Annotated in this window: 29 protein-coding genes; 23 read left to right on the top strand and 6 right to left on the bottom strand. The window is 69.0% G+C overall.

Going from position 1 to position 23,122, the window contains the following annotated elements; all coding sequences use genetic code 11:
• Position 1 precedes the first annotated feature (1 nt).
• The 10 genes from fliS to flgJ are packed head-to-tail and all read left to right on the top strand — an operon-like array spanning position 2 to position 6,515.
• Positions 2-388 (top strand): flagellar export chaperone FliS, encoded by a 387-nt coding sequence (fliS, locus tag QWJ38_RS14835; RefSeq protein ID WP_290359890.1) that lies wholly within the window; start codon positions 2-4, stop codon positions 386-388.
• Positions 381-686, top strand: coding sequence for a hypothetical protein (locus tag QWJ38_RS14830; protein WP_290359889.1), 306 nt, complete (start codon positions 381-383; stop codon positions 684-686). The genes fliS and QWJ38_RS14830 overlap by 8 nt, the downstream gene beginning before the upstream one ends.
• On the top strand, positions 686-1,924 hold the full coding sequence (locus QWJ38_RS14825; protein ID WP_290359888.1) for a flagellar hook-length control protein FliK: 1,239 nt from the start codon (positions 686-688) through the stop codon (positions 1,922-1,924). Before QWJ38_RS14830 ends, QWJ38_RS14825 begins: the two co-directional genes overlap by 1 nt.
• A gap of 23 nt (positions 1,925-1,947) precedes the next feature.
• Positions 1,948-2,397 carry a flagellar basal body-associated FliL family protein gene (locus tag QWJ38_RS14820; protein ID WP_290359887.1) on the top strand — a complete coding sequence of 150 codons (450 nt, stop codon included), beginning with the start codon at positions 1,948-1,950 and terminating at the stop codon, positions 2,395-2,397.
• A gap of 22 nt (positions 2,398-2,419) precedes the next feature.
• The gene (locus tag QWJ38_RS14815) at positions 2,420-3,142 is read left to right on the top strand and encodes a FliA/WhiG family RNA polymerase sigma factor (RefSeq protein WP_290360402.1); all 723 of its coding nucleotides are present in this window, start codon (positions 2,420-2,422) and stop codon (positions 3,140-3,142) included.
• 23 nt (positions 3,143-3,165) lie between these two features.
• On the top strand, positions 3,166-4,101 hold the full coding sequence (motA, locus tag QWJ38_RS14810; RefSeq protein ID WP_290359886.1) for a flagellar motor stator protein MotA: 936 nt from the start codon (positions 3,166-3,168) through the stop codon (positions 4,099-4,101).
• A complete protein-coding gene (locus tag QWJ38_RS14805; RefSeq protein WP_290359885.1) occupies positions 4,091-5,071 on the top strand; it encodes a flagellar motor protein MotB in 981 nt (326 codons plus the stop codon). The genes motA and QWJ38_RS14805 overlap by 11 nt, the downstream gene beginning before the upstream one ends.
• Before the next feature lie 40 nt (positions 5,072-5,111).
• Positions 5,112-5,390 (top strand): flagellar biosynthesis anti-sigma factor FlgM, encoded by a 279-nt coding sequence (flgM, locus tag QWJ38_RS14800; RefSeq protein WP_290359884.1) that lies wholly within the window; start codon positions 5,112-5,114, stop codon positions 5,388-5,390.
• Entirely contained in the window at positions 5,387-5,812 is a 426-nt protein-coding gene (locus tag QWJ38_RS14795) for a flagellar protein FlgN (RefSeq protein ID WP_290359883.1), read from the top strand. Before flgM ends, QWJ38_RS14795 begins: the two co-directional genes overlap by 4 nt.
• The gene (gene flgJ, locus QWJ38_RS14790; protein WP_290359882.1) at positions 5,799-6,515 is read left to right on the top strand and encodes a flagellar assembly peptidoglycan hydrolase FlgJ; all 717 of its coding nucleotides are present in this window, start codon (positions 5,799-5,801) and stop codon (positions 6,513-6,515) included. The genes QWJ38_RS14795 and flgJ overlap by 14 nt, the downstream gene beginning before the upstream one ends.
• Before the next feature lie 16 nt (positions 6,516-6,531).
• Here flgJ and flgA read toward each other — a convergent pair whose 3' ends face one another.
• Positions 6,532-7,224 (bottom strand): flagellar basal body P-ring formation chaperone FlgA, encoded by a 693-nt coding sequence (flgA, locus tag QWJ38_RS14785; RefSeq protein ID WP_290359881.1) that lies wholly within the window; start codon positions 7,222-7,224, stop codon positions 6,532-6,534.
• A gap of 40 nt (positions 7,225-7,264) precedes the next feature.
• On the opposite strand from flgA, the gene flgB reads away from it, so the two are divergent.
• The 12 genes from flgB (at position 7,265) to QWJ38_RS14725 (ending at position 17,095) form a co-directional block, all read left to right on the top strand.
• Positions 7,265-7,633: a flagellar basal body rod protein FlgB gene (gene flgB, locus QWJ38_RS14780; RefSeq protein WP_290359880.1), complete on the top strand. Its 369-nt coding sequence runs from the start codon at positions 7,265-7,267 to the stop codon at positions 7,631-7,633.
• A 14-nt stretch (positions 7,634-7,647) separates the two neighbouring features.
• Entirely contained in the window at positions 7,648-8,052 is a 405-nt protein-coding gene (flgC, locus tag QWJ38_RS14775; RefSeq protein WP_290359879.1) for a flagellar basal body rod protein FlgC, read from the top strand.
• A gap of 4 nt (positions 8,053-8,056) precedes the next feature.
• Positions 8,057-8,716 carry a flagellar hook assembly protein FlgD gene (locus QWJ38_RS14770; protein ID WP_290359878.1) on the top strand — a complete coding sequence of 220 codons (660 nt, stop codon included), beginning with the start codon at positions 8,057-8,059 and terminating at the stop codon, positions 8,714-8,716.
• Between the two features lie 18 nt (positions 8,717-8,734).
• Positions 8,735-10,042 carry a flagellar hook-basal body complex protein gene (locus tag QWJ38_RS14765; protein WP_290359877.1) on the top strand — a complete coding sequence of 436 codons (1,308 nt, stop codon included), beginning with the start codon at positions 8,735-8,737 and terminating at the stop codon, positions 10,040-10,042.
• Entirely contained in the window at positions 10,042-10,767 is a 726-nt protein-coding gene (locus QWJ38_RS14760; protein ID WP_290359876.1) for a flagellar basal body rod protein FlgF, read from the top strand. Before QWJ38_RS14765 ends, QWJ38_RS14760 begins: the two co-directional genes overlap by 1 nt.
• Before the next feature lie 9 nt (positions 10,768-10,776).
• Positions 10,777-11,565 carry a flagellar basal-body rod protein FlgG gene (gene flgG, locus QWJ38_RS14755; protein ID WP_290359875.1) on the top strand — a complete coding sequence of 263 codons (789 nt, stop codon included), beginning with the start codon at positions 10,777-10,779 and terminating at the stop codon, positions 11,563-11,565.
• Entirely contained in the window at positions 11,565-12,212 is a 648-nt protein-coding gene (gene flgH, locus QWJ38_RS14750) for a flagellar basal body L-ring protein FlgH (RefSeq protein ID WP_290359874.1), read from the top strand. Before flgG ends, flgH begins: the two co-directional genes overlap by 1 nt.
• On the top strand, positions 12,209-13,312 hold the full coding sequence (locus QWJ38_RS14745) for a flagellar basal body P-ring protein FlgI (protein WP_290359873.1): 1,104 nt from the start codon (positions 12,209-12,211) through the stop codon (positions 13,310-13,312). Before flgH ends, QWJ38_RS14745 begins: the two co-directional genes overlap by 4 nt.
• Complete coding sequence (locus tag QWJ38_RS14740; RefSeq protein ID WP_290359872.1) at positions 13,312-13,617, top strand: rod-binding protein; 306 nt, start codon at positions 13,312-13,314, stop codon at positions 13,615-13,617. The genes QWJ38_RS14745 and QWJ38_RS14740 overlap by 1 nt, the downstream gene beginning before the upstream one ends.
• A 68-nt stretch (positions 13,618-13,685) precedes the next feature.
• The gene (flgK, locus tag QWJ38_RS14735) at positions 13,686-15,089 is read left to right on the top strand and encodes a flagellar hook-associated protein FlgK (protein WP_290359871.1); all 1,404 of its coding nucleotides are present in this window, start codon (positions 13,686-13,688) and stop codon (positions 15,087-15,089) included.
• 11 nt (positions 15,090-15,100) lie between these two features.
• The gene (gene flgL / locus QWJ38_RS14730) at positions 15,101-16,018 is read left to right on the top strand and encodes a flagellar hook-associated protein FlgL (protein ID WP_290359870.1); all 918 of its coding nucleotides are present in this window, start codon (positions 15,101-15,103) and stop codon (positions 16,016-16,018) included.
• A 15-nt stretch (positions 16,019-16,033) separates the two neighbouring features.
• Complete coding sequence (locus QWJ38_RS14725) at positions 16,034-17,095, top strand: hypothetical protein (RefSeq protein ID WP_290359869.1); 1,062 nt, start codon at positions 16,034-16,036, stop codon at positions 17,093-17,095.
• Positions 17,096-17,179: 84 nt separating this feature from the next.
• On the opposite strand, the gene QWJ38_RS14720 is transcribed toward QWJ38_RS14725, so the two are convergent.
• From QWJ38_RS14720 to QWJ38_RS14710, 3 genes are all read right to left on the bottom strand, one after another.
• On the bottom strand, positions 17,180-20,497 hold the full coding sequence (locus QWJ38_RS14720; RefSeq protein WP_290359868.1) for an amidohydrolase family protein: 3,318 nt from the start codon (positions 20,495-20,497) through the stop codon (positions 17,180-17,182).
• A 199-nt stretch (positions 20,498-20,696) separates the two neighbouring features.
• Complete coding sequence (locus QWJ38_RS14715) at positions 20,697-21,314, bottom strand: hypothetical protein (RefSeq protein ID WP_290359867.1); 618 nt, start codon at positions 21,312-21,314, stop codon at positions 20,697-20,699.
• A 214-nt stretch (positions 21,315-21,528) separates the two neighbouring features.
• Positions 21,529-21,747, bottom strand: coding sequence for a hypothetical protein (locus QWJ38_RS14710; protein WP_290359866.1), 219 nt, complete (start codon positions 21,745-21,747; stop codon positions 21,529-21,531).
• On the opposite strand from QWJ38_RS14710, the gene QWJ38_RS14705 reads away from it, so the two are divergent.
• Positions 21,746-21,985 (top strand): hypothetical protein, encoded by a 240-nt coding sequence (locus QWJ38_RS14705; RefSeq protein WP_290359865.1) that lies wholly within the window; start codon positions 21,746-21,748, stop codon positions 21,983-21,985. The genes QWJ38_RS14710 and QWJ38_RS14705 overlap by 2 nt on opposite strands.
• Before the next feature lie 7 nt (positions 21,986-21,992).
• On the opposite strand, the gene QWJ38_RS14700 is transcribed toward QWJ38_RS14705, so the two are convergent.
• The gene (locus tag QWJ38_RS14700; RefSeq protein ID WP_290359864.1) at positions 21,993-22,571 is read right to left on the bottom strand and encodes a cysteine hydrolase family protein; all 579 of its coding nucleotides are present in this window, start codon (positions 22,569-22,571) and stop codon (positions 21,993-21,995) included.
• Positions 22,572-22,575: 4 nt separating this feature from the next.
• Positions 22,576-23,115, bottom strand: coding sequence for a DUF4142 domain-containing protein (locus QWJ38_RS14695; protein ID WP_290359863.1), 540 nt, complete (start codon positions 23,113-23,115; stop codon positions 22,576-22,578).
• Positions 23,116-23,122 lie beyond the last annotated feature (7 nt).

The raw sequence follows: 23,122 nt of genomic DNA, 5'->3' as shown, positions 1-23,122 counted from the left end.
CATGAGTTACGACGCCTATCAAAGCTATCAGTCCGTCAATCTGAACGCCCAGATCGCCCAGGCCTCGCCCGTGCAGCTGGTGCTGGTGCTGATGGACGGCCTGCTCGACGAGCTGGCGCGCGCGCGCAGCCATATCGAGGCAGGCCGCTTTGAGCTGAAGGCGGCGAGCCTCGACAAATGCGTCAGCATCATCATGGGCCTGTCCAGCGCGCTGGACATCGAGGCGGGCGGCGAGGTCGTCGCCAACCTGGCCCGCCTCTACGATCACTGCGCCGAGCGGCTCTACCGCGCCGGCGTCGAGATGGACTGCGCCATCGTCGACGAGGTGCAGACCCTGATCCAGACCCTGCGCTCCGGCTGGCAGGGTGTGCAGGCCCGTCATGGATAAGCAGGCCCAGATGCTCGGTCTTGCCCAACGCCTGCAGCATGCCAGCAGCCGCCGCGACTGGCAGGCGCTGGGCCGCATCGACGCCGAACTGGCCGCGCAGGCGCGCCAGTGGGAGGGCCAGAGCTTCAGCGCCGGCGAGCTGCGCGCGCTGGCGCAGCTGCGCCAGGCCCATGGCGACGCCAGCGCGCAATGCCGCGCCGAGCTGAAGGGGCTGGAACAGACCCTCGAACAGATCAACAGCCGCCAGGGTCGCTGGCAGGCCTATTCCCAAAGTAATAACTGGGAGGACAGCCGCTGATGCGCCCCCTGATCAACACCCTGCCGGCGGAACTGCCGGCGAGCAGCACCCTGCAGCCGGCCTTGCCGCTTGCGCCGCCGCTGGACGCGTCGCTCGCGGCCGCAGGCGCCGAGGCCCGGCCGCCGCAGGGCGCCGCCTTGCTGGCCCAGCTGATTGGCGCACCGGCGACGCCCGAGGCGGGCCTGCTGGCCGCGGCCGAGGCCCCGAGCTTCGCCAGCGCGCTGCAACAGACGACGGCGCTGCAGGAGCTGCCGGGCGTTGCCGAGCCCGAGGCGCCGCGCGATGAAGCGGCCATGGCGCTCGATGTGATGGGCCTGCTCGGCCTGCTGCCGATGCCGGCGCAGCAGCCGGTCCAGTTGCCCACTCAGCTCTCCTCGCAGTTGCCGACCCAGCCCGCGGCGCAGCCCCTGACCCCGACTCTGCCGCAGACGCCGGTCGAGCTCGCCCAGCCGGTGGCGGCGGCCACGCTGGCCCAGCCGTCGATTGCATCGAATCCGGTCCTGGCTCGCCAGCCGGGTCGTGGCGAGGCCGCCCGGTCGGCCGCCCCGAGCTTTGCGGCGGCTACGGCGAGCGTCGCCGAGGTCCAGTCAGGCGCGCCGCTGGCGGCGGGCGCGGGCGCAGCGGCCCTGGCGAGCGTGGCGACGGCGAATCCGCGCCAGCCTCGGGACGAGGGCCGGCAATCCTCGCAGAGCGGCGTACTGGGCCAGGTGTTTGCGCTCGACGGCGCCGCAGCGCCCGCTGCCGCCGCGCCGATCGATGCGACGGCCGCCGCGGCCGAACTGCCGCCGGCGCCGACCCTGCGCCTACCCAATGGCGAGAGCCGGCAATGGCAGTCGCCGCTGCTGCAGGCGCTCGGCGACCGCATCCAGCTGCAGATCGCCGCGCGCAGCGAGCAGGCCCATATCCGCCTCGACCCGCCGCAGATGGGTCGGGTCGATATCGCGCTGCGCCACGAGGCCGGCAATCTGCAGATCAGCCTGAGCGCCAGCCATGGCGAGGTGCTGCGTCAGCTGCACAGCGTCAGCGAACAGATGCGCTGGGACCTGGCGCAACGCCATAGCGGCGAGGTGAGCGTGCAGGTCGCGGCCGCTCCGGCCGGCGCCCAGGCGTCGAGCGGCCGCGAGGCCGATGCGCGCCAGGGCGGCCAGCGCCAGGCGCCCGATCGCGAGAGCCAGGAACCGGGCCGTGCGCTGCAGGCCGAGGCCGACGACGCCGGCGCGCCGTTCGCGCTGGCCTGAGCCCCGAAGGACGAGAAATGACGATGAACAAGACCAAGATTGCCCTGCTGGTGCTGCTGGCCAGCCTGCTGACCGCCGGTAGCACCGCCGCCGCCGTCTGGTGGGGGCTGAAGCCCAAGGAAGCCACCGAGGCCGAGCCGCCCAAGCCCAGCCCCGACTACCGCTATGTCAGCTTGGACAAGGTGCTGGTGATGCTGCGCGGCCGCCAGGGCGAGTCGGTCACGCATTACATGGCCGTCGACCTGGTGTTCAAGGCGCTGCCCGAGAACGAGCGCCGCACCAAGGACCATCTGCCGCTGCTGCGCACGGTCGCCGTCAAGGCGATGTCCAGCTACAGCGTCGACGCGGCCACCGCGATGACGGTCGACCAGCTGGCCGACGAGCTGAACCGCGCCTATACCGACGCCTATGCGGCCGAGCACCGTGAGGCGCCGTTCGCCGAGGCGCTGATCGGCAAGCTGATCATCGAGTGAGCGACGGACGACCCCGATGCTGATGGCCACCTCGTCCACCGCTGCCGCCTACGCCGACTTCGGCGCCGCGTCCGGCCTCGATGCCGTCGACGAGCAGCGCCAGCTGCTGGCCTATGCGCCGCTGGTCAAGCGCATCGCGCGCCAGCTGAACAGCCAGGTCAGCGCGATCATGGACCGCGAGGACATGGAGCAGGTCGGCCTGATGGGCCTGCTGGAGGCGCTGCGCCGCTACGGTCCGCCGGACGAGGGCTTCGGCCCCTTCGCCTCGCTGCGCGTGCGCGGCGCCATCCTCGACGAGCTGCGCCGCCAGGACTGGCGCCCGCGCTCGGTGCGCCAGGAAAGCCACAAGCTGCGCGACGGCGTGCGCGAGCTGCGCCGCCGCCTGGGCCGCGAGCCCGGCGAGGCCGAGATCATCAAGGCGCTGGGCATCACGGCCCAGGCCTACCAGGCCTACCAGCAGGACGAGAACGCCGAGGAGCTGGCCAGCTTCGACGAGCTGGTGCAGGAGCTCAGCAATCTGCCCAGCGATCTGCGCACGCCGGAGGACCAGCTGATGGTCCGCCGCAGCATCGAGCAGGCGCTGGGGGCGCTGGACGAGCGCGAGCAGCAGGTGATCCAGTTCTATTACGAGTACGAGCTGAACCTGAAGGAAATCGCCGCCGTGCTGGACCTGACCGAGGCGCGGGTGTCGCAGATCAACAAGGGGGCGCTGCGCAAGATGAAGCAGTTCCTGCAGCCCGCCTGAGCAAAGAGTAGAGAGCAAGCACCATGCAACCGTTCATCGGCATCGTCATCGTCCTGGGCTGCGTCTTCGGCGGCTTCTTCATCCATGGCGGCAATTTCAAGGTCATCTGGCAGCCGGTCGAGCTGCTAATCATCGGCGGCGCCGGCCTGGGTGCCATCGTGCTGGGCAATCCCAAGCATGTGCTGTCCGAGATGGTGCTGCAGCTGAAGAAGGTGGTGACGCGCAAGAAGAACGGCGAGGAGTTCCAGCGCCAGCTGCTGCTGTTGATGTACGAGCTGCTGCAGACGGCCGCCGGCGGTCTGAAGGCGCTGGACGCCCATGTCGAGGCGCCGCACGAGAGCGTGCTGTTCAAGCGCTATCCGCTGGTGCTGACCGAGCCCAAGCTGCTGCACTTCATTGTCGACAACTTCCGCCTGATGGCGATGGGCAAGATCAATGCGCACGAGCTGGAGGGCGTGCTCGAGCAGGAGCTCGAGGCGATTCACGACGAGATGGCGCAGCCGGCCAAGAGCCTGCACAAGATCGCCGAGGCGATGCCGGGCTTCGGCATCCTGGCCGCGGTGCTGGGCATCGTGATGGCGATGAACTCGGTCGCCGACGGCGCCGGCACCGGCGAGATCGCCGTCAGCGTCGCCGCCGCCATGGTCGGTACCTTCATCGGCATCTTCTTCTGCTACGCGGTGCTGGATCCGCTGGCCAACATGATGAAGCAGCTGGTCAACGAGGAGCTGGCCGCGCTGGAATCGGTCAAGGTTGTGCTGGTGACCCATGTCTCGGGCAAGCCGGCGCTGCTGGCGATCGACGCCGGCCGCCGCCTGGTGCAGCTGAACATCAAGCCCAGCTTCGCCCAGCTGGAGGGCTGGATCAACAAGCTGCAGAACCCGGGCGATGCCGAGGCGACGCCGCGCCGCCGCGCGACCGACCGCATGCCGGGCGAGGGGGTGCGTCGTGCCGCCTAAATCCGACGCCCTGCACCAGACCGTCGTGCGCCGCGTCTCGCGCCGCAGCGAGGACGAGGTCCATGGCGGCGCCTGGAAGGTCGCCTTCGCCGACTTTTGCCTGGCCCTGCTGGCGCTGTTCCTGGTGCTGTGGCTGCTTGCCTCGCGCAATTCCGAGCGCATGCAGGTGATCATGAAATCGGCCGGCGCCAATCTGCTCGAAGAGGGCAATGGCGTGACCAACTCGCTGGCCTCGGGCTCGCGCGGCAGCATGATCGAGCGCAATCCGGTGCCGGCCTATGGCGAGGTACAGGTGCGCGGCAAGTCCAAGCAGAGCACCAATGCCGACACGCCGGACGCCGACCCGCGCCTGACCAAGTCGCGCTACGAGACGCCCGGCGATATGAAGGAGCTGTCGCGGCTGATCGAGCGGGTCGCTGCGCAGACCGGCCTGGCCGCCAATGTCGCCGGCATCGTCACGCCGCAGGGCCTGCGCCTGATGCTGCACGACACCGAGTCGCGCGGCATGTTCGAGCGCGGCAGCGCGATGCCCAGCGAGCGCTTCAAGACCCTGCTGCGCCGGCTGGGCCCGATGTTCGCCCAGATCGAGAACCAGATGGTCATCGTCGGCCACACCGATGCGCTGCAGTACGCCAGCGCCGGCGCCGGCGGTTTCTCCAATTCGGCGCTGTCCAGCCACCGCGCGATGGCCGCTCGCATGCACCTGCTCGAAGGCGGCATGCCGGCCGCCAGCGTGCTGCAGGTGGCCGGCATGGCCGAGCGCGCGCCGATGGACGCGGTCAATCCGAATGCCGCCGTCAACCGTCGCATCGAGCTGCTGATCCTGACCAGCGCTCAGTCGCGCGCGCTGGCCGCGATGTTCGGCACGCCGCGCGAGAGCTGGCCGCTGGTCGAAGGGCTGGAGGCCAGCCTGCCGGCCGCCGACGCGATGCGCGAACTGCGGGCCAAGCCCGCCAATCAGGCGGACTGAGGCGGGCCTGGCGATGAAGACGAAAGCAAGAGGTGATCGAATGAAGATCGGTGCCAATCCCCTGAACGGCCTGCCCGAAGTGGCGGCCCCGAAGACGGCCGACGAGCTCGCCCCCGGCGCGGCCGCGGCCGCCGTCGACAGCGCCAGCGCGGCCGAATCGGCGCTGCTGACGCCGGCCCGCCAGGCGCTGGCCGGCATGCCCGATATCGATGCCGCCAAGGTCGCCGAGCTGCGCGACGCGCTGGCGCGCGGCGAGATCAGCTTTGACGCCGGCCGCCTGGCCGCGCTGATCCAGCGCTACCACGGAGGCCGCTCGTGAGCAGCGCCCAGCTGCTGATCGATCTGCTCGGCGGCATGCATGCCGACCGGCGCAGCTACACCCAGCTGCAGGCCCTGCTCGAGGAGCAGTTCCAGGCGGCGCTGCGCCACCAGGCCGAGCCGCTGATGAAGCTGGCCGAGCGCATCGGCGCCGTCGTCGACACGCTGAACAGCCAGCGCCTGACGCGCCGCCAGCTGGTCGCGCGCCTGCTGGGCCGCGACCAGGATCTGTCGATGCCGGCGCTGCTGCAGCGTCTGCCGCAGGCCAGCAGCGCGGTGCTGGGCCAGACATGGTCCGCGCTGGAGCAGCAGGTGCGCGACTGCAAGGCGCTGAACGCGCGCAACTGCGAATTGATCGTCCAGCAGCAGGCGCTGATGCAGCGGCTCTTGGGCATGGAGCAGGACACCTATGCGGAGCTCTGACTACGTCGGCTTCGGCCTGCACGCGACGGCGGCGACCGGCTCGACCGCACCGAGCGCCAACGGCGCGGCGGCCTCGGGCCTGTTCCGCGAGCTGCACGGCGAGGTAATGCGCTTCATCGAGAACGGCAGCAGCAGCGCCGGCGCCGCCGGCAAGCCGGGCGCCGCGGCGCTGAGCCCCGAGGGCCAGTGGAGCCAGGCGCGGGTGCAGCAGGCCTTGGCCGGTGGAGACGAATCGGTCAATGCCGAGCAGCAGGCTTTTCTGCAGCAGGTCGCGCCCTGGGCCGAGGAGGCCGGCGCCAAGCTGGGCGTCGCGCCCGATCTGCTGGCGGCCCAGGCGGCGCTCGAGTCCGGCTGGGGCCAGCGTCCGATCCGCCAGGCCGATGGCAGCAGCAGTCACAATCTGTTCGGCATCAAGGCCGGCGCAAGCTGGCGCGGCGAGGTCGCGCAGGCGCTGACGACCGAATACGAGCAGGGCCAGCCGCTGACCCGCCGCGAGGGCTTTCGCGCCTATCCGGATCAGGCCGCGGCCTTCCGCGACTTCACCCAGCTGCTGCTGGACAACCCGCGCTACCGCGGCGCGCTGCAGACCGGCAGTGACGCCCAGGCCTATGCGCAGGGCCTGCAGCGCGGCGGCTATGCCAGCGACCCGGCCTATGCCGACAAGCTGCAGCGCGTGGCAGCGCGCATCCAGGCGGGGCGCTGAGATGGGAACGACGATGTCACGGCGTCCTGCCCAGCTCGCTCGGTTCGACCAGTCCGGCGCCGGTCACGCGGGCGCTGATCACACGGCCGGTATTGCTGTTGCGCACGCGGATCACCGCGCCGAGCGCGCCGTTGTCCAGCGCCTCGCCGGGCGCCTGCACCTCGATCGTCTCGTTGCGGGCGACGATGCGCAGTCGCTCGCCGCGCTTGACCAGGATGGCCTCGGCCAGCTGGCGCTTCTGCAGCGCCTGGCCGGCGCGCAGGCTGGAGCGCGGGCTCATGCCGACGACGGCGTCGGCGTCGGACAGCGGGTCGGGCAGCAGGGCCAGATCGCGCCGCTCGCGCAGCAGATCGGCCTCGGCCAGCGCCTTGCCGGCCGGCAGTGCGGTGGCGGCCACCAGCACCTCGGCGCTGAGCGTGCCCTTCAGCACGAAGTCCAGCGGCGCGGTGTTCGCGCCCGGGCAGCTCGCGCTGACCTTCAGCCGCGACAGCGTGCGCAGTTCCTGCGCCTGCAGCGCCCAGGGGCGGGCGCAGTCGGCCGCGGCACGCCGCTGGGCCGCCGCCTGGCCCAGGGCCGGCTGCACGCGCACCTCGGCCTGCGGCTCGAGCAGGCCCTCGCGCTGCGCCTGCTCGACCAGGGCCTGGCGGGTGAATTCGGCGACCTGCGCCTCCAGGCCGGCGGCCCGGGCCGCGGGCAGGGACAGCAACAAGGCACAAGCAATCAATTTCGATGGAACGGGAGTGACAAGCATGAGTATTGATTTCACGAAAGCGACCGGTGTCCATCCGGATGCGCTCAAGCTGCGCGCCGAACGGACGAAGATTCTGGCGTCCAACCTGGCCAATGAAAGCACGCCCGGCTACCAGGCGCGCGACATCGATTTTGCAGCCGCGCTGCGCCAGTCGCAGCAGGACGGTGAAGCGGGCCTGTCGTTGATGGCCGGCGACGACGCCGAGCTCAAGTATCGCGTGCCCTTCCATCCGGCCCAGGACGGCTCGACGGTGGAACTCGGCGTCGAGCAGGCGGCGTTCTCGCAGAACGCCTCGGATTTCGCCACCAGCCTGCAATTCCTGAACATCAAGCTGAAGGGCCTCGCGAAGGCCATCGCCGGTCAATAAGGGAGCCCCCAACCATGTCCTTCAAGCAAATCAGCCAGATCGCCGGCTCGGCCATGTCGGCCCAGGCGACGCGGCTCAACACGATCGCCAGCAATCTGGCCAATGCGCAGTCGGCCGCCGGCAGCGAGGCCGAGGCCTACCGGGCCAAGAAGCCGGTGTTCGCCGCCATCCCGGGCGCCGACGGCGGCGCGCGGGTGCAGGTGCTCGACGTGATCGAGAGCCCCGAGCCGCTGCGCCAGGTCTACGAGCCCAATCACCCGCTCGCCAACGAGCAGGGCATGGTGTTCTATCCGAACGTCAACTCGGTCGCCGAGATGACCGACATGCTGTCCGCCTCGCGCGCCTTCGAGAGCAATGTCGAGGTGCTGGGCCGTATCAAGGGCATGCAGCAATCGCTGCTGAAGCTGGGAGAGGGTTAAGAAAATGACGACGACGGCAGTCAACAACAACAGCAGCGGCGGCGCGGTCAGCGACGCCATCAGCGGCAACGGTGCGATGCAGGACATGTTCACCAAGCTGCTGGTGGCCCAGATCAGGAACCAGGATCCGATGTCCCCGCAGGACCCGGCCGCCATGGTCACCCAGCTGACGCAGATGAGCCAGATGGAAGCGCTGCAAAAGCTCAACGAGCAGGGCGCGGCCAATGCCAGCATGCTTTCGAGCCTGCAGATGATGAGCCTGGGCTCGCAGGTGGGATCCACCGTGCAGGCACAGGTCGAGCAGATCCACCTGGGCAAGCAGGCGGTGCAGACCGGCTTCGTGCTGCAAAGCTCGGCCAGTCCGGCGACGCTGGTGCTGACCGATGCCTATGGCGCAGAGCGCCGCGTCAGCCTGGGCAATCTGGGCGTCGGCAGCCACGACTACAGGCTCGACCCGCAGGCCCTGGGCCTGGCCGAGGGCGACTATCGCGTGCGCATCGAGAACGAGGCCCAGCAGGCGATGCCGCTGGAAGTCGTGGCCGAGCTGACGAGCGTGCGCCTGACCGGCAACGGCACCGCGCTGCTGTCGCTGAGCGGCCTGGCCGATGTGCTGCCGGGCGCCATCACCGCATTCAAGGGCCGCATGGCCACCACCAACTCCTAAACACAAGAGGACCAGATCATGAGCTTTGAAATCGCAATGTCGGGTATTGGTGCCGTGACCACCAGCCTGGAGACCATCTCCAACAACATCGCCAACTCCGGCACCTACGGCTTCAAGTCCAGCCGCGCCAACTTCGTCTCGATGGTGGCCGGCAACACGCCCAACGGCGCCTCGGTCGGCTCGATCTCGCAGAGCATCGACAAGAACGGCGGCGTCTTGAACACCGGCCGCGACATGGACGCGGCGATCCAGGGCCGCGGCTTCTTCGCCGCCCGCGACACCAATGGCGAGATGGTCTACTCACGCGTCGGCATCATGAACGTCGACAAGGACGGCTTCGTCGTCGACACGGCCGGCCGCCGCGTGCAGGGCTACAAGACCTTCACCGACAGCGCGGGCCGCCCGGTCCCCGGCGCGGCGCGAGGCGCGCTCGGTGATCTGCTGGTACCCAACGGCCAGATCGCCGCGCAGGCGACCGCCAATCTGAAGTTCGTCAACAATATGTCGGCCGACTGGCGCACGATCGACAACGTGTCGCCGGCCCCAGTGGGCAAGCCCTTCTCGGTCAGCGATCCGCAGTCCTTCAACAGTTCCATCACCTCGGTCGCCTACGATTCTCGCGGCGAGCGCCACACGCTGACCCAGTACTTCATCCGCACGGGTCCGACGGCAGTCGAGGTGCGTTACGCGCTGGACGGCAAGGAAGTTGCTGGCCAACAGACCCAGTTGTCTTTCGATGCCAAGGGCAATATCAATGGCGTGGGCTTGAATGCGGCTCCGACAGCGCCGCCGGCCACCTGGCTGCCTGGTGACCCGGTGCCGACGGCCGACATTCCCCTCGGCTTCCCTCTCGATCCGCTGGGTGTCCCGACGGGCGCGGAAACGATGAAAATCGAGATCGACTACACCGGCGGTACCCAGTACGCCGGCGAGGCCACCACCCTGGCCAACAACTCCGATGGCCTGGCCGCGGGCACGCTGATGGGCACCCAGATCAGCGAGAACGGCGACATCATCGCCCAGTACAGCAACGGCCAGAAGCAGACGATCGGCACCCTGGCGCTGGCCAACTTCGCCAACGAGAACGCGCTGGTCGCCGTCAGTGGCGGCAGCTGGGTTGTCAGCGAAGGCTCGGGCGCGGCGCTGTTCGCGACGCCGGGCACCGGCATGACGGCCAAGCTGACCGTCGCCGCGATCGAGCAGTCCAATGTGGACATGACCGGCGAGCTGGTCAACCTGATGTCCGCCCAGCGCAACTACCAGGCCAATACCAAGGTCATCACGGCCGAGGTCGAGATGATGCAAGCGCTGATGCAGGCCGTCTGATGGACGCGCTGATCTACACCGTCATGTCCGGCGCCGAGCGCGCCATGCGGGCCCAGCAGGTGCACGCGAACAATCTGGCCAATCTGGAGACCGGCGGCTTTCGCGCCAATCTGGAGCTGGCCAGCAGCAAGGCCGTGGCCGGCCCCGGCTATGCGGCGCGCCATCTGAGCGAGCTGCAGGCCGACGCGGTCAGCGCCCGTCAGGGCGTGCAGCGCCAGACCGGCCGCGATCTGGACGTGGCGGTGCAGGGCGACGGTCTGTTCACGCTGCAGTACCAGGGCGGCGAGGCCTATACCCGCGGCGGCAATTTCAGCCTCGACGCCAATGGCGCGCTGCTGTTCGGCTCGCATCCGGTGCTGGGCGAGGGCGGCGCCATCGTCATCCCCGAGCACAGCAGCGTGCAGATCGCCAAGGACGGCACGATCTCGGTGCAGGCCCCGGGCGAGACCGAGCTGCAGGTGGTCGACAAGCTGAAGCTGGTCAAGCCGACGATGGCCGGGATGACCAAGAACGAGGCCGGCCTGCTGGTCGCGCGCGATGGCGCCGCGCTGGCCGCCGACGCGAGCGTCAGCCTGAACCCCGGCCATCTGGAAGGCAGCAATGTCTCGGCCGTCGAGGAGATGGTCGCCACGATGTCGCTGAACCGCGACTTCGAGGTGCAGATGAAGATGATGAAGGCCGCCGACGGCATGGCCGAGGCCGGCAACCGATTGATTCGAGAGTAAGGAGCGCTTATGAACCCCGCAATGTGGATCAGCAAGACCGGCGTGCAGGCGCAGGACGCCAAGCTGCAGGCGATCGCCAACAATCTGGCCAACGTCAACACGGTCGGCTTCAAGCGCGACCGCGTGATGTTCGAGGACCTGTTCTACCAGGTCGAGCGCCAGCCGGGTGCGCAGAACGAGCAGGGCAATGCCGCGCCCGGCGGCGTGCAGCTGGGCAATGGCACGCGCGTCGTGGGTACGCAGAAGGTCTTCACGACCGGCAATCTGCAGACGACCTCGCAGAGCCTCGACGTGGCCATCGTCGGCCAGGGCTTTCTGCAGGTCGAGGGCCCGAACGGCAAGACCGCCTATACCCGCGCCGGCCAGCTGCAGGTCAATGCCGACGGTCAGCTGGTCAACGCGCAGGGTCTGCGCCTGCAGCCCGAGATCACCATCCCGGCCACTGCCACCTCGGTGACGATCGCCGAGAACGGCACCGTTTCGGCGATGGTCTCCGGCAGCACGACGCCGACCGAGCTCGGCCAGCTGCGCCTCGCCAATTTCGCCAACCCGACCGGCCTGCTGGCCCTGGGCGACAACCTCTACCAGGAGACGACGGCCAGCGGCAACCCGAACGAGGGCCAGCCCGGCGTCGACGGCCTGGGCAAGCTGAAGCAGGGCGCGCTGGAGGGCTCGAACGTGCAGGTGGTCGAGGAGATGGTCGACATGATCGCCGCCCAGCGCACCTACGAGATGAACACCAAGGTGCTCAGCGCGGCCGACAATATGCTGCAGTACCTGGCGCAGGCGGTGCGCTGATGAAGGCGCTCGCCGTCGTCCTGCTGTCGCTGGTGCTGTGCGGCTGCGCGGCGATCCAGCCGCCGCAGCCGCCGATCGAGCCGGTGCCGCTGGCGCTGCAGCCCAGCGTGGCCGGCGCCAAGGGTCGCGCCGGCGGCGTCTTCGCCACCGAGCGCGGCTGGACGCTGACCTCGGACAGCCGTGCCTTCCGCCCCGGCGACGTGCTGACCGTCGTGCTGTCGGAGACGACGCAGGCGAGCAAGAGGGCCGACACCCGCATCGGCAAGGAAAGCAATGCGTCGATCAGCGCCGCCTCGAAGACGACCGGCATCGACGCCAATGCCGGCGTGCAGCGCGACTTCAACGGCACCGCCTCGAGCAGCCAGCAGAACACCTTGCAGGGCGCGATCACCGTCGTCGTTCACGAGGTGCTGCCGAATGGCCTGCTGCGCGTGCAGGGCGAGAAGAGCCTCTATCTGAACCAGGGCGAGGAGATGATCCGCCTGTCCGGCTATGTGCGCGGCGCCGACGTCGACTCCGACAACCGCGTCTCTTCGCAGCGCATCGCCAATGCCCGCATCGCCTACAGCGGGCAGGGCGCGCTGGCCGACGCCAATTCGCCCGGCTGGCTGACCCGCTTCTTCACCAGCCCCTGGATGCCGCTATGAAGAAATTCCTTTTCGTCCTTTTGCTGACCTTGGGTCTGAGCGCAACCGGTGCCGTCCATGCCGCGCAGACGCTGCGCCAATTGGTTGCCGTCGAGGGCGTGCGCGAGAACCAGTTGCTCGGCTACGGTCTGGTCGTCGGCCTGAACGGCAGCGGCGACAGCACGCAGATCAAGTTCGCCGGCCAGTCGGTCAGCAATATGCTGAAGCAGTTCGGCGTCAAGCTGCCCGAGCGGGTCGACCCCAAATCGAAGAACGTCGCGACCGTGATGGTCAGCGCCATGTTCCCGCCCGGCTACCGGCGCGGCCAGGCCATCGACATCACCGTTTCCTCGCTGGGCGACGCGAAAAGTCTGCGCGGCGGCGTGCTGCTGCTGACCGAGCTGCGCGCGGCCGACGGCGAGGTCTATGCGCTGGCGCAGGGCAGCCTGGTCGTCGGCGGCCTGTCGGCCCAGGGCCAGAGCGGCTCCAGCGTCACCGTCAACACGCCCACCGCCGGCCGGGTGCCGAACGGCGCGACGATCGAGCGCGAGATTGACAGCGATTTCGACAGCATGCCCAGCGTGCGCCTGAGCCTGAAGCGGCCGAACTTCCAGACCGCGACCAATATCGTGCAGACGATCAACCGGCGCTGGGGCGAGATCGCCAGCACGCGCGACGCGACCAGCGTCGAGGTGCAGGCACCGGCCAATCCGACCGAGCGCGTCGCCTTCATCGCCAGCCTGCAGGGCCTGTCGGTCGAGGTCGGCAGCGAGCTGCCGCGCGTCGTCTTCAATTCGCGCACCGGCACCGTCGTCATCGCCGAGGGCGTGCGGGTGCGCCCGGCCGCCGTCTCGCACGGCAGCCTGAAGGTCGTCATCAGCGAGAGCCCGCAGGTCAGCCAGCCGCAGCCCTTCAGCCGCGGCGAGACCCGGGTCACGCCGCAGTCGCGGGTGCAGGTCGAGCAGGGCTCGGGCACGATGTTCCGCTGGCAGGGTGGCGTCAGCCTGCAGGCCATCGTCGACACCGTCAACAGCATCGGCGCGACGCCGGACGACATCATGGCCATCCTGCAGGCGCTGGACCAGGCCGGCGCGATCGATGGCGAACTGCAGGTGATCTGATGCGTATCGATGCTCCCAACAATGCCGCGGCGGCGGCCGACGCCGACGACGCCAAGCTGCGCCAGCAGGCGGCCAAGGCAGCCGAGAAGTTCGAGGCCTTCTTCATCGCCCAGATGCTGCGCCAGATGCGCGCCGGCACGCGTGCGCTGGCCGACGAGGACAGCCCGGTGCGCAACAAGATCAACGAGGACATGCAGGACTTCGCCGACGGGCAGATGGCCGACAGCCTGGCCGGCCAGCGCGCCTTCGGCATCGCCGACGTGATCCTGCGCCAGCTGCTGCCCACGCCGGACAAGAAGGTCTGAAGGTTTAAGTTTCGCGCCCGGCCGGTCGCCCTTGGCTCCAGAGCCCCCTATCCAGAGAAGCCAGCCCCATGAGCATGATCAACAACGCGCTGTCCGGCGCCCAGGCCTCGCAGGCCGCGCTGTCCACGGCCAGCCAGAACATCGCCAATGTGATGACGCCGGGCTACTCGCGCCAGGGCGTGCTGCTGAACAGCCGCCAGACCAATGCCAGCGGCGCCGGCTCGGGGGCCGGCGTGACGGTGACGGCGCTGATGCGCTTCAACGACAGCTTCAAGAACATGCAGATGTGGTCGGCCGCCTCGAATCTGGGCAAGGCCAATGCGCCGCAGGCCTATCTGGACCAGCTCGAGCAGGTCATGTCGGACGACACCTCCAATGTCAACAAGGGCATGGATGTGTTCTTCGCGGCACTCAACGCCGCCAGCGTGCAGCCCGATTCGCGGCCGCTGCGCGAGCAGGTGCTGATCGCGGCCGATGGCCTGGCCAAACGCTTCAACAGCCTGCAGACGCTGCTGAAGAACCAGATCGAGGCGGTCGGCGATCAGCGCAACTCGGTGCTGCTGAAGGTCAACACGCTGAGCAGCGAGATCGCCGCGCTGAATGCCAAGATCAGCGCCGCGCAGGCGATCGGCGTGCCGCCGGCCGGCCTGATGGACGCGCGCGACCAGCGCATCGATTCGCTCGCAGGGCTGGTGGGCCTGCAGGTGACGAACCAGGCCGATGGCTCCTGCAATGTCTCGTTCAAGAACGGTCAGCCGCTGGTGATCGGCAACGAATCGGCGACCCTGACCCAGGTGGGCAGCGGCACGCCGGGCGTGCACACGCTGCAGCTGGACTTCGCCAGCGCCCGTTTCAATGTGGCGGGCGAGGATCTCGGTGGCGAGCTCGGCGGGCTCGACGACTTCGAGCGCCAGTGCCTGATACCGACGCAGCAGACCGTGTTCGAGCTGGCCAAGGGCATTGCCAATAACTTCAACACCACGCTGGGCGCTGGCGTGGCGCCCGTCCCATCGCCGGCGGGCAATGCGCTGTTCATCGCGCCGACCAAGCCCGGCGAATCGCTGCAGCTGACCGCGCTGAAGGCCGACGAGCTGGCCTTCGCGGCGTCGGGCCAAGGCGTCGGCGACAGCCAGAACCTGGCAGCCCTGATCGCGCTGAAGGATCAGAAACTGACCTTCACCGACTTCGATGCCAAGGGCAATGCGCTGGCCACGACCAGCTCGGTGCTGATGAGCGACGCCTACACCCAGATGGTCGGCAAGGTGGGCACGGTGAGCCAGCTGAACATCGGTGCGCAGAAGACGGCGCAGACGGTGCGCGACCAGGCCGATGCGAGCTGGAAATCGACCAGCGGCGTCAACACCGACGAGGAAGCCACCAACCTGATCCAGTACCAGCAGATGTACCAGGCCAATATGAAGGTGATCTCGGTGGCCAATCAATTGTTCGACGCCACGCTGGCGGCGATCTGAGGAGCGGACCCATGCGTATCGCCAGCACCCAGTTCCACGCGATCATGAACAGCTCGCTGCAGACGGCCAATACCGGCCTGGCGCATGTGATCGAGCAGATGTCCTCGGGCCAGCGCGTGCAGCGCCCCTCGGACGACACGATCGCGAGCATGCGGCTGTCGCGCCTGTCGCGCGAAGAGGCCGCGATGAGCCAGTACCAGGACAATATCGGCGCCCTGCGTTCGCGCTTGCGGAACAACGAGACCCTGCTGACCAGCCTGAACCAGGACATGCTGCAGGTGCGCGATCTGCTGGTCTGGGCCGCCGACGGCGCCAACACGCCCGCGGACATGGCCGCGATGGCCAGCTCGCTGGAATCGCTGCGCGACAGCCTGCTGCACACCGCCAACAGCCGCGACAGCGAGGGGCACTTCCTTTTCTCCGGAACCTTTACCGACAGGCCGCCGATCCCCGCGGTGTCAGATGCTCTGGCAACGCCGCCGATCACGGCCTTCGTCTATGCCGGAAACATGGCAACGCAAGAGGTCGCGGTCGGCCCCGGCGTCACCGTGCCGGCCAATGTCACGCTCGAAGAAATGGCCGCCCTGGTCAAGCAGCTGGACACGCTGGCGACCAATCTCAAGGGCCCGCCGCTGATGAGCGCCGCGGCGGCCCAACCCCAGGTGGCCGCCACGCTGAACCTGCTCGACACGACGATGAATTCGGTCACCAGCAAGATCGGCAGCCTCGGCGGCCTGCAGACCGTGCTGCAGACGCTCGAGGACAACCAGGCGGCGGTGAGCCTGTCCAACAAGCAGGCCTCGCTGACCCTGGGCCAGCTCGACTACGGCGAAGCCGCCGTGCGCCTGAACAGCTACACGATCGCGGTGCAGGCGACGCAGAAGGCCTATGGCCGCGTCAGCAATCTGAGCCTGTTCGACGTGCTTTAAGGGCGGGACGAGACGGTGCAGATCCAGACCTTGCCGGCGGCCGTCCAACGGCCGCGCGGAACACCCGGTGCGACGGGACTATCGCCGACCGGCCCCAGCCAGCCGCTGCAGGCGATCCGCGCCGTCGCGTCGACAAACCTGGGCGAGCAGGGCCAGCGCGGCGAGGCCGCGGCCGCGCCGGCCGCCGGTCCGCTGGCCAGCCCCTTCTTCGAGCCGGGCCTGCAGCAGGACCTGGCTGCCGCGCAGCAGGGCCTAGCCTGGCTGGACGGCCTGGCGCAGAAGCTGCAAGGGCTGAAGAAATCGGTCAGCCAGCAGCTGGCCGGCGCGGGCAGCACGGCCCAGAGCGAGCAGTCCCTGCGCGAGTTCGGCACCGCCTGGCTGCAGCGCCGCCGCCAGGCCGGCGGCATGGTGGACGGCCAGCTACGCGTGGTCGATGCGGGCCAGGCGCGCCAGGGCTTCGCGCTGCGCGGCCTCGACCTGGCCAGCCTGGACGAGGCCGGCACCGAGACGCTCAGCTTCGCCATCCCCGGCGTCGCGGCGCCGATCGCGGTCACGCTCGATCCGGCCGAGGGCCGCGCGGCGCTGGTGCAGCGGCTCGACCAGGCGCTGGCGCCCGGCGGCCTGCGCGCGACCGTGGCGGGCGAGACGCTGCGCCTCAGCTGCAAGGAGGCCCAGTGGCCGGCGCTTGCCGAGGGCCTCAGCATCAAGGGCGAGGGCCGGCGCTTTCCCGGTGGCCAGCGGGTGCGGGCGCTGCTCGATGCCGAGCCCGAGTTGCTGCAGCCGCAGGGCTGGAGCCTGGACGGCGCCGCCGCCCAGCGCCGCACCCTGGGCCAGATCGTCGCCGTGCAGGGCCGGCTCGGCGAGGCCCAGGCCGCGCTGCAGCAGCGCCTGGGCGAGCAGGCACTGCCCGAGCCGACCGATGTCGCCGCCCGGGGCCAGGCCTTGCTGGCCTTCAGCCAGGGTTTCGACGCCGCCGCGGCCGAACCGCTTTACCAGCGCTTCGCCGAACTGGCGCCGGCGCTGCAGGGCGTGCGCCGCGAGCATGTGCAGCAATTGCTGCTGACGGCGCAGCGCTGATCGATTGCCCGTTCCAGACGCAAAAGGCGGCCCGCGAAGGCCGCCTTTTCGTTTGCGCCAAAGCCGTCGAGCCTCGGCCTCGGTTCAGTCCTCGGTATGGCTGTGCGTCTCCGCATGGACCGGCATGCCCACGCCGTCGGCGCCGTCGAAGAAGAAGGGCTTGCGCGGCCTGGCGCGCGAGACCACCTCGTTCATCGTCGGCGCCTCGTAGAGCCGGCCGTTGATCATCACATGGCTGATGCGGTCGCTCTGGCGGATGTCTTCCAGCACCTTGCCGTCGATGATGACGAGGTCGGCCAGCTTGCCGACCTCCAGCGAGCCGATGTCGCGCTCCATGCCCAGATAGCGCGCCGGGTTCAGCGTGGCCGAGCGGATCGCCTCCAGCGGCTTCTTGCCGCCGAGGCCGAACATCCACATCTCCCAATGCGCACCCAGGCCCTCGCGCTGGCCATGCGCGCCGATATTGCTGGGCACGCCGGCGCGCTCCAGCTCGGCGGCCGTGGCAGCGACGCGCACGACATTGAAGTCCTCGTCGGGCGCGGTCACGCGGCGCACGCTGCGCGCCTCCAGCACGGTGCGCGGCACGTAGCGGCTCAGCAGCGGATGCTTCCAGACCTCGGTGTGCGAGTACCAGTAATGCTCGCCGTCGAGGCCGCCATAGGCGACGTTCAGGGTCGGCGTGTAGCCGACCTGGGTCTGCGACCACAGCTGCTTGACGTCGTCGTAGACCCGCGCAATGGGCAGCGCATGCTCGATGCCGGTATGGCCGTCGACGATCATGCTCATGTTCAGCTGGAACATCGAGCCGCCCTCGGGCACCACCATCATGCCGGTCTCGCGGCCGGCGGCGATCACCTGCTGGCGCTGCTCGCGGCGCGGCTGCTGGTAGCTCTTGACGCTGATCGCGCCCTCGGCCTTCTGCCGCTTCAGATGCGTCAGCGCGTCCTCGTAGCCGTTGATGACCGCGGTCACGCCGGCCTTGGCGCCGTAGAGGATGGAGCCGGTCGAGTAGATGCGCGGGGCCACGACGGCGCCGGCGCGCTGCAGCTCGGCCTGGGTGAAGATCTCGCCGTTGCGGTTGCTGGGGTCGTGGATGGTCGTCAGGCCGAAGGCCAGTGAGGCGTAGTTGACCCAGCTCTGCTGGGGCACGATGTCGTTCTCGCCCATGCCGCCATGCCAGTGCGCATCGATCAGGCCGGGGATGATGGTCTTGCCGCGCGCGTCGACGCGCTTGGCCTCGGCCGGGATCGCCACCTCGCTGGCCTTGCCGATGGCGACGATGCGGTTGGCGTCGATGACGATGACGCCGTCCTGGATCACTTCGTCCCCCTTCATCGTCGCGATCGTCGCGCCGCTGATCGCGATCTTGCCGGCCGGCTTGTCGCTGGCCTGCATGAAGCCGATCTTCAGGCCCGACTCGGCGGGCTTGAAGCCGGCTTGTTTGTCCTCGGCCGGCGCGAAGGCCGCCGACAGCGCCGTGGTGAACAGCTCGTCGCCGAGCGCGAAATGCAGGCGCTGGCTGTCGCCGCTCCAGTGCATGTATTCGCCGGCATTGAGGTCCAGCTGGCGCACCGGCAGGCCGTCCATCTTCGGGCCTACGCTGATCGGCTTGCCGGTCAGCGGCAGTGGCGTCACATAGGCGTGGAAGCGCTCGACGAAGCCCAGCCACTGGCCATCCGGCGAGATCGCGAATTCGCTGGCGAACTCGCTCTTCGCGACCTCGGTCTCCTTGCGGTCCGCGAGCTCGATGCGGAACAGCTTGCGCAGCGAGTCGACCTCGCCGAGGCTGGCCGTGCGGCTGATGAAGACCTCGTCGTTGCGGGCGCCGAACTGCGGGCTGTCGCCGTCCTTGGACAGGCGCTGCGGCGCGCCGCGGCCGTCGGCGGCGGCCAGGTAGATGCCGCTGTCCAGGCCATGCCAGGGCGTGGTCAGGAAGCCGCCCTTGCTCTTGCTGTAGACGATGCTCTTGCCGTCGGGCGAGAACTTCGGCGCCAGGTACTTGCCCGGCGCCTGGGTGATCACGGTCTCGCGGCCGCTGGCCAGCTCGATCTTGCGCACCGCGCCCAGCTTGTCGTCGTTCCAGCTGACGTAGACCAGCTGCTTGCCGTCGCGCGAAAAGCTGGGGAAGAACTCGAAATGCTCGTCCTGCTTGGTCAGCCGCTTCGGCAATCCATTCGGCAATTCCTTCAGGTACAGATGGCCCAGCGCCGAATAGACCAGCTTGCTGCCGTCCGGTGCCACATTGACCCAGCGCAGCTGCTTGACGGCGAACTGCTCCGGCGCCACCTCCTGCGGCTGGCGCAGCGCCTCGCGGATTTCGCGCGTGTCCTTGACGTGAAAGGCAATCTCGGCCGCCGTGCCCTTGAAGGGGTCGACCCGCCACAGCTTGCCCTGGGCCCAGACGACCAGGTTCTTCGCGTCGGGCGTCCAGGCAAAGGCCGGGTAGACGCCGTACATCGACCAGCTCTCCTGCAGATCGCGGTCCAGCCCGCCCCAGGCCGGCGTCTCACGGCCGCTCTGCAGGTCCTTCAGGAACAGGGTGCTCTGGTTGCGCACGCGGCGCACGAAGGCCAGGTACTTGCCGTCCGGCGAGGGCGTCGGCCGCACCGCGCCGCCGGGCCCCTGGACGAAGGGTTCGACCGAGCCGTCGGCCAGGTCCTGGCGGAAGATCTTGAAGATCTCCTTGTTGGAGTCCTTGTTGTACTCGAACACCCGGCCCGGCGTCGTGTCCTGCGAGTAGTACAGGTACTTGCCGTCGGGCGACAGGGCCGGCTCGCCGAGGTCCTTTTGCCAGTTCGGCTTCTCGTTGAGCTGCAGGCCCTTGGTCGTGCCGCCGGCCTCGTCGACGTGGTAGAGCCAGATCTCGCCCGAACCGGCCGAGCGGGTGCCGGTGTAATGCTTGCGCGCGGCGATGTACTTGCCGCTGGGATGCCAGACCGGGTTGTTCAGCAGGCGGAAGTCCTCCTTGCTGACCGCGCGTGCATTGCTGCCATCGGCGTCCATCACCCAGACGTTGTCGCCGCCACCGGCGTCGCTGAGGAAGGCGATCCGCTTGCCGTCCGGCGAGAAGCGCGCCTGCTGCTCCCAGGCGATCGAATGGGTCAGCGGCCGGGCCTCGCCGCCGGTGATCGGCAGCGTGTAGAGATCGCCGAGCAGGTCGAAGACCAGGGTCTTGCCGTCCGGGCTGACGTCCACGCTCATCCAGGTGCCGCTGCGGGTGTCGATCTGCACCTCGCGCGCCGCGCCGGGCGGCTTGTTGACGTTCCAGGCCGGCGGCTTCTTGCTGCCGGCGTCGGCCGGTTCGGCGGCCTGGGCGGAGGCCAGGCTCAGCAGCAGGGCGGTGGACAGGAGGGAGAGGCGGCGGCCATTGCGGGGCGCGCGCAGGGGCTTGGGTTGCGGCATCGGGCGTTGCTTCGTCCGTGCGCTGGCTAGGCAGGAGCGCGGCGGGAGCTTGATGAATAAGGTGGCCGCGAGGATACCGAATGCCCCGGCGGCTCCCTCTACGCGTTTGCCCCGGCGCTGTGCGCACAAAGGCCGCGGCCCGGCGAAATGTCTCGCCGGGCTCGCGGCCCTTGAAATCCCGATGGCGCTGCGGCTTGGCTCAGTTGCGGTCGCTGCGCACCGCGCGGTTCATATTCGGGTTGTCGCTGTTGTAGCTGCTGCTGGTGCTGCTGCTACCGGTGCCGCCCGTGCCGCTCGCGCCGCTGTTGCTGTTGTAGCTCGAGCCGCTGCCGGTCGTGTTGTTGTTGCTGCTGCGGCCGGCGCTCGTCGGGTTGTTGCGCATCTGGTCGTTCATCTGGTTGGTGCTGCCCATGCTGCCGCTGTTGTTGCCGACATTGGCGTTCTGCTGGCGGCTGCCGCTATCGCCGCCGGCGCCGGCGGTGCTGCCCATGGTGCTGCCGGTGCCCGTGGTGCTGCTGGTGCTGCTGCCCGTGCCGGTCGAGCTATTGCTGCCGGTGCTGTTGACGCCGGTATTGCCCAGGCTGCCGGTGGCCGCGCCGGAGGTGACCGGGCGGTTGGTATTGCCGGAATCGGTGCCGCTGTTGTTCGAGGTATTGCCGGCCGAGGGGCCGCTGGCCGAGTTGGTCGACGAGCTGGTGCTGCTGCTGCCCGTCGTCGATTGCGCCAGCACCAGCGCGCCGGCGCCGGCCAGCACGCCGGCCGTGCCGAGGCTCACCAACCATTTGAGGGACTTGTTGCGAGGACTGCTGCTGTTCATGGTGACCTCCGGTAAATATTAAAGCGAATCGATCAATGAATGGATGTGAATGGACTGCTTGCTGCCGCCGGCCCGCTCAGCACCGGACTGCGCAGCGCGCACGCCATCGCGTCCTCTACCGGCAACAGGCGTGCCCGGGGATCCGAATCACGAGCCGCCGCGGCCGGTATGGCGATTGCCGGCTTCCGGCAAGCGTTTCTGCGCCCGTCCTTCTTCATCCACCCAGCACGAGGTCTGCCATGCCCAACGATCCGAGTTCCAAGCCGTCTTCCTCGACGTCTCCCGCGACATCCTCCTCGACGTCTCCTTCCACGTCTTCCTCGACCTCCCCCTTCCCATCCTCGTCCACGGCCTCCCCGTCCGCCTCGACTCCATCGAGCAAGCCGGCGGAGCCGGCGGGCGACGAGAACACGGGCCGCTTCGTCGACCGCATGGCCGAAAGCGCGCACCAGAAGATCGAGCAGGTCGCGCAGCAGGTCGGGCCCAAGGTCGATCAGTTGCAGCAGGGGCTGGACAATGCCGGCCAGGCGGTGCAGCAGCAGGCCGAGCACCTGCGCGACATCTGCGCCGACTGGACCGAAAGCCTGCGTGGTTCGGTGCGCGAGCATCCGCTGGCGGCGCTGGCGACCGCGGCGGCCCTGGGCATGCTGCTGGCGCGGCTGAGCCGCTAGCCCGGCCCTAGAGGCTGGCCCGCCTGCGCGCCTTCAGCGCGCAGGCCATCCATTGCAGCGCCGCTTCCTTGGCCGCGGGCGATTCGGCGGCCGTGCAATCCTCGGGCAGCCAGAGCCGGTAGCCGCGCACAAAAGCATCCATCGCGCTGAACATCACGCACAAATCGGTGGCCAGCCCGCAGATCACCAGCTCGCGCGTCTGCATCTGCGTCAGCAGCAGGTCGAGCGGGGTGGCCAGAAAGGCCGAATGCCGCGGCTTCAGCACTGTCAGGTCGTCGGGGCCGGGCGCCAGCAGCCGGGCCAGCTTGGCCGCCGCGCCGCCCTGGCGCCGGCAGCCGGCCAGCAGGGCCTTGAAGTCGGACTGCCAGTGGCCGAAGTTGTCGTTGACATAGATGGCGCGCACGCCGCGCGCGGCCAGCGTCTTCTTCAGCGCGGCCGCCGCGGCCGCGGCTTGCAGCGCCGGCGGGGCCAGCGCCTCGGCGCCGTCGAACTGCAGCGGGTTGATGAAGTCGACCAGCAGCAGCACGGTGCGCGAGCGCGGCAGCGTCGGCTGCAGCAGCGGGCGCGATGCGGCGCTGCGGCCCACGCGCCTATTTCTTGCCGGCCCGAATCGCGGTCGCCGCCTGCAGCTCCTTGGCCATCTGCAGATGGTGCTCCAGCGTCGGCAGCGTCTTGCTGGCAAAGGCGCGCACATCGGCGTCCTTGGCCTCGGCCGCGGCCTTGCGGAAGAGCTTGACCGTGTCTTCGTGGGCGGAGACGCCGGCCGAATCGGCATAGCGGTAGTCGAAGTTGGCACCGTCGGCGGTGGACAGCGTCATCTTCTCCTTGGTCTTCTGCGTCATCGAGGGCTCGGTCGGCAGCTTGACGCCCTTGGCATCGGCCAGGCTCTGCAGCTCGGCGGCCGCCTTGGTATGGTCGTCGATCATCTGCTGGGCGAAGGCCTTGACCTGGGTGTCGCTGCTCTTGCTCAGCGCCAGCTTGCTGGCCGAGACCTCGGCATGGCCGGCATGCGCCGCATCCTTCATGAACGAGGCGTCGGCATGCGAGACCGCATCGGCGGCGACGGCGTTGCCGGCCGCGGCGATCAGCAGCGAGCTCAGGGCGGCAAGCGCCGTTCTGCTGCGGTTCATCGTCTGC

The sequence above is a fragment of the Roseateles violae genome, from assembly GCF_030410485.1.
GTDB lineage: Bacteria > Pseudomonadota > Gammaproteobacteria > Burkholderiales > Burkholderiaceae_C > Roseateles_D > Roseateles_D violae.
The sequence above is the reverse complement of the archived record's forward strand: the minus strand, read 5'-3'. Positions and strand labels throughout refer to the sequence as shown.

Bases quoted from the DNA above. Each gene is read 5' to 3' on its own strand.
- QWJ38_RS14830 (WP_290359889.1), top strand. From the start codon at position 381: ATGGATAAGCAGGCCCAGATGCTCGGTCTTGCCCAACGCCTGCAGCAT.
- QWJ38_RS14705 (WP_290359865.1), top strand. From the start codon at position 21,746: ATGGCCGAAAGCGCGCACCAGAAGATCGAGCAGGTCGCGCAGCAGGTC.
- flgM (WP_290359884.1), top strand. From the start codon at position 5,112: ATGAAGATCGGTGCCAATCCCCTGAACGGCCTGCCCGAAGTGGCGGCC.
- flgB (WP_290359880.1), top strand. From the start codon at position 7,265: ATGAGTATTGATTTCACGAAAGCGACCGGTGTCCATCCGGATGCGCTC.
- flgC (WP_290359879.1), top strand. From the start codon at position 7,648: ATGTCCTTCAAGCAAATCAGCCAGATCGCCGGCTCGGCCATGTCGGCC.
- QWJ38_RS14765 (WP_290359877.1), top strand. From the start codon at position 8,735: ATGAGCTTTGAAATCGCAATGTCGGGTATTGGTGCCGTGACCACCAGC.
- QWJ38_RS14745 (WP_290359873.1), top strand. From the start codon at position 12,209: ATGAAGAAATTCCTTTTCGTCCTTTTGCTGACCTTGGGTCTGAGCGCA.
- QWJ38_RS14820 (WP_290359887.1), top strand. From the start codon at position 1,948: ATGAACAAGACCAAGATTGCCCTGCTGGTGCTGCTGGCCAGCCTGCTG.
- QWJ38_RS14760 (WP_290359876.1), top strand. From the start codon at position 10,042: ATGGACGCGCTGATCTACACCGTCATGTCCGGCGCCGAGCGCGCCATG.
- QWJ38_RS14770 (WP_290359878.1), top strand. From the start codon at position 8,057: ATGACGACGACGGCAGTCAACAACAACAGCAGCGGCGGCGCGGTCAGC.
- QWJ38_RS14720 (WP_290359868.1), bottom strand. From the start codon at position 20,497: ATGCCGCAACCCAAGCCCCTGCGCGCGCCCCGCAATGGCCGCCGCCTC.
- flgJ (WP_290359882.1), top strand. From the start codon at position 5,799: ATGCGGAGCTCTGACTACGTCGGCTTCGGCCTGCACGCGACGGCGGCG.
- QWJ38_RS14695 (WP_290359863.1), bottom strand. From the start codon at position 23,115: ATGAACCGCAGCAGAACGGCGCTTGCCGCCCTGAGCTCGCTGCTGATC.
- QWJ38_RS14715 (WP_290359867.1), bottom strand. From the start codon at position 21,314: ATGAACAGCAGCAGTCCTCGCAACAAGTCCCTCAAATGGTTGGTGAGC.
- motA (WP_290359886.1), top strand. From the start codon at position 3,166: ATGCAACCGTTCATCGGCATCGTCATCGTCCTGGGCTGCGTCTTCGGC.
- flgK (WP_290359871.1), top strand. From the start codon at position 13,686: ATGAGCATGATCAACAACGCGCTGTCCGGCGCCCAGGCCTCGCAGGCC.
- QWJ38_RS14710 (WP_290359866.1), bottom strand. From the start codon at position 21,747: ATGCGGTCGACGAAGCGGCCCGTGTTCTCGTCGCCCGCCGGCTCCGCC.
- fliS (WP_290359890.1), top strand. From the start codon at position 2: ATGAGTTACGACGCCTATCAAAGCTATCAGTCCGTCAATCTGAACGCC.
- QWJ38_RS14740 (WP_290359872.1), top strand. From the start codon at position 13,312: ATGCGTATCGATGCTCCCAACAATGCCGCGGCGGCGGCCGACGCCGAC.
- QWJ38_RS14815 (WP_290360402.1), top strand. From the start codon at position 2,420: ATGGCCACCTCGTCCACCGCTGCCGCCTACGCCGACTTCGGCGCCGCG.
- flgH (WP_290359874.1), top strand. From the start codon at position 11,565: ATGAAGGCGCTCGCCGTCGTCCTGCTGTCGCTGGTGCTGTGCGGCTGC.
- flgL (WP_290359870.1), top strand. From the start codon at position 15,101: ATGCGTATCGCCAGCACCCAGTTCCACGCGATCATGAACAGCTCGCTG.
- QWJ38_RS14825 (WP_290359888.1), top strand. From the start codon at position 686: ATGCGCCCCCTGATCAACACCCTGCCGGCGGAACTGCCGGCGAGCAGC.
- flgG (WP_290359875.1), top strand. From the start codon at position 10,777: ATGAACCCCGCAATGTGGATCAGCAAGACCGGCGTGCAGGCGCAGGAC.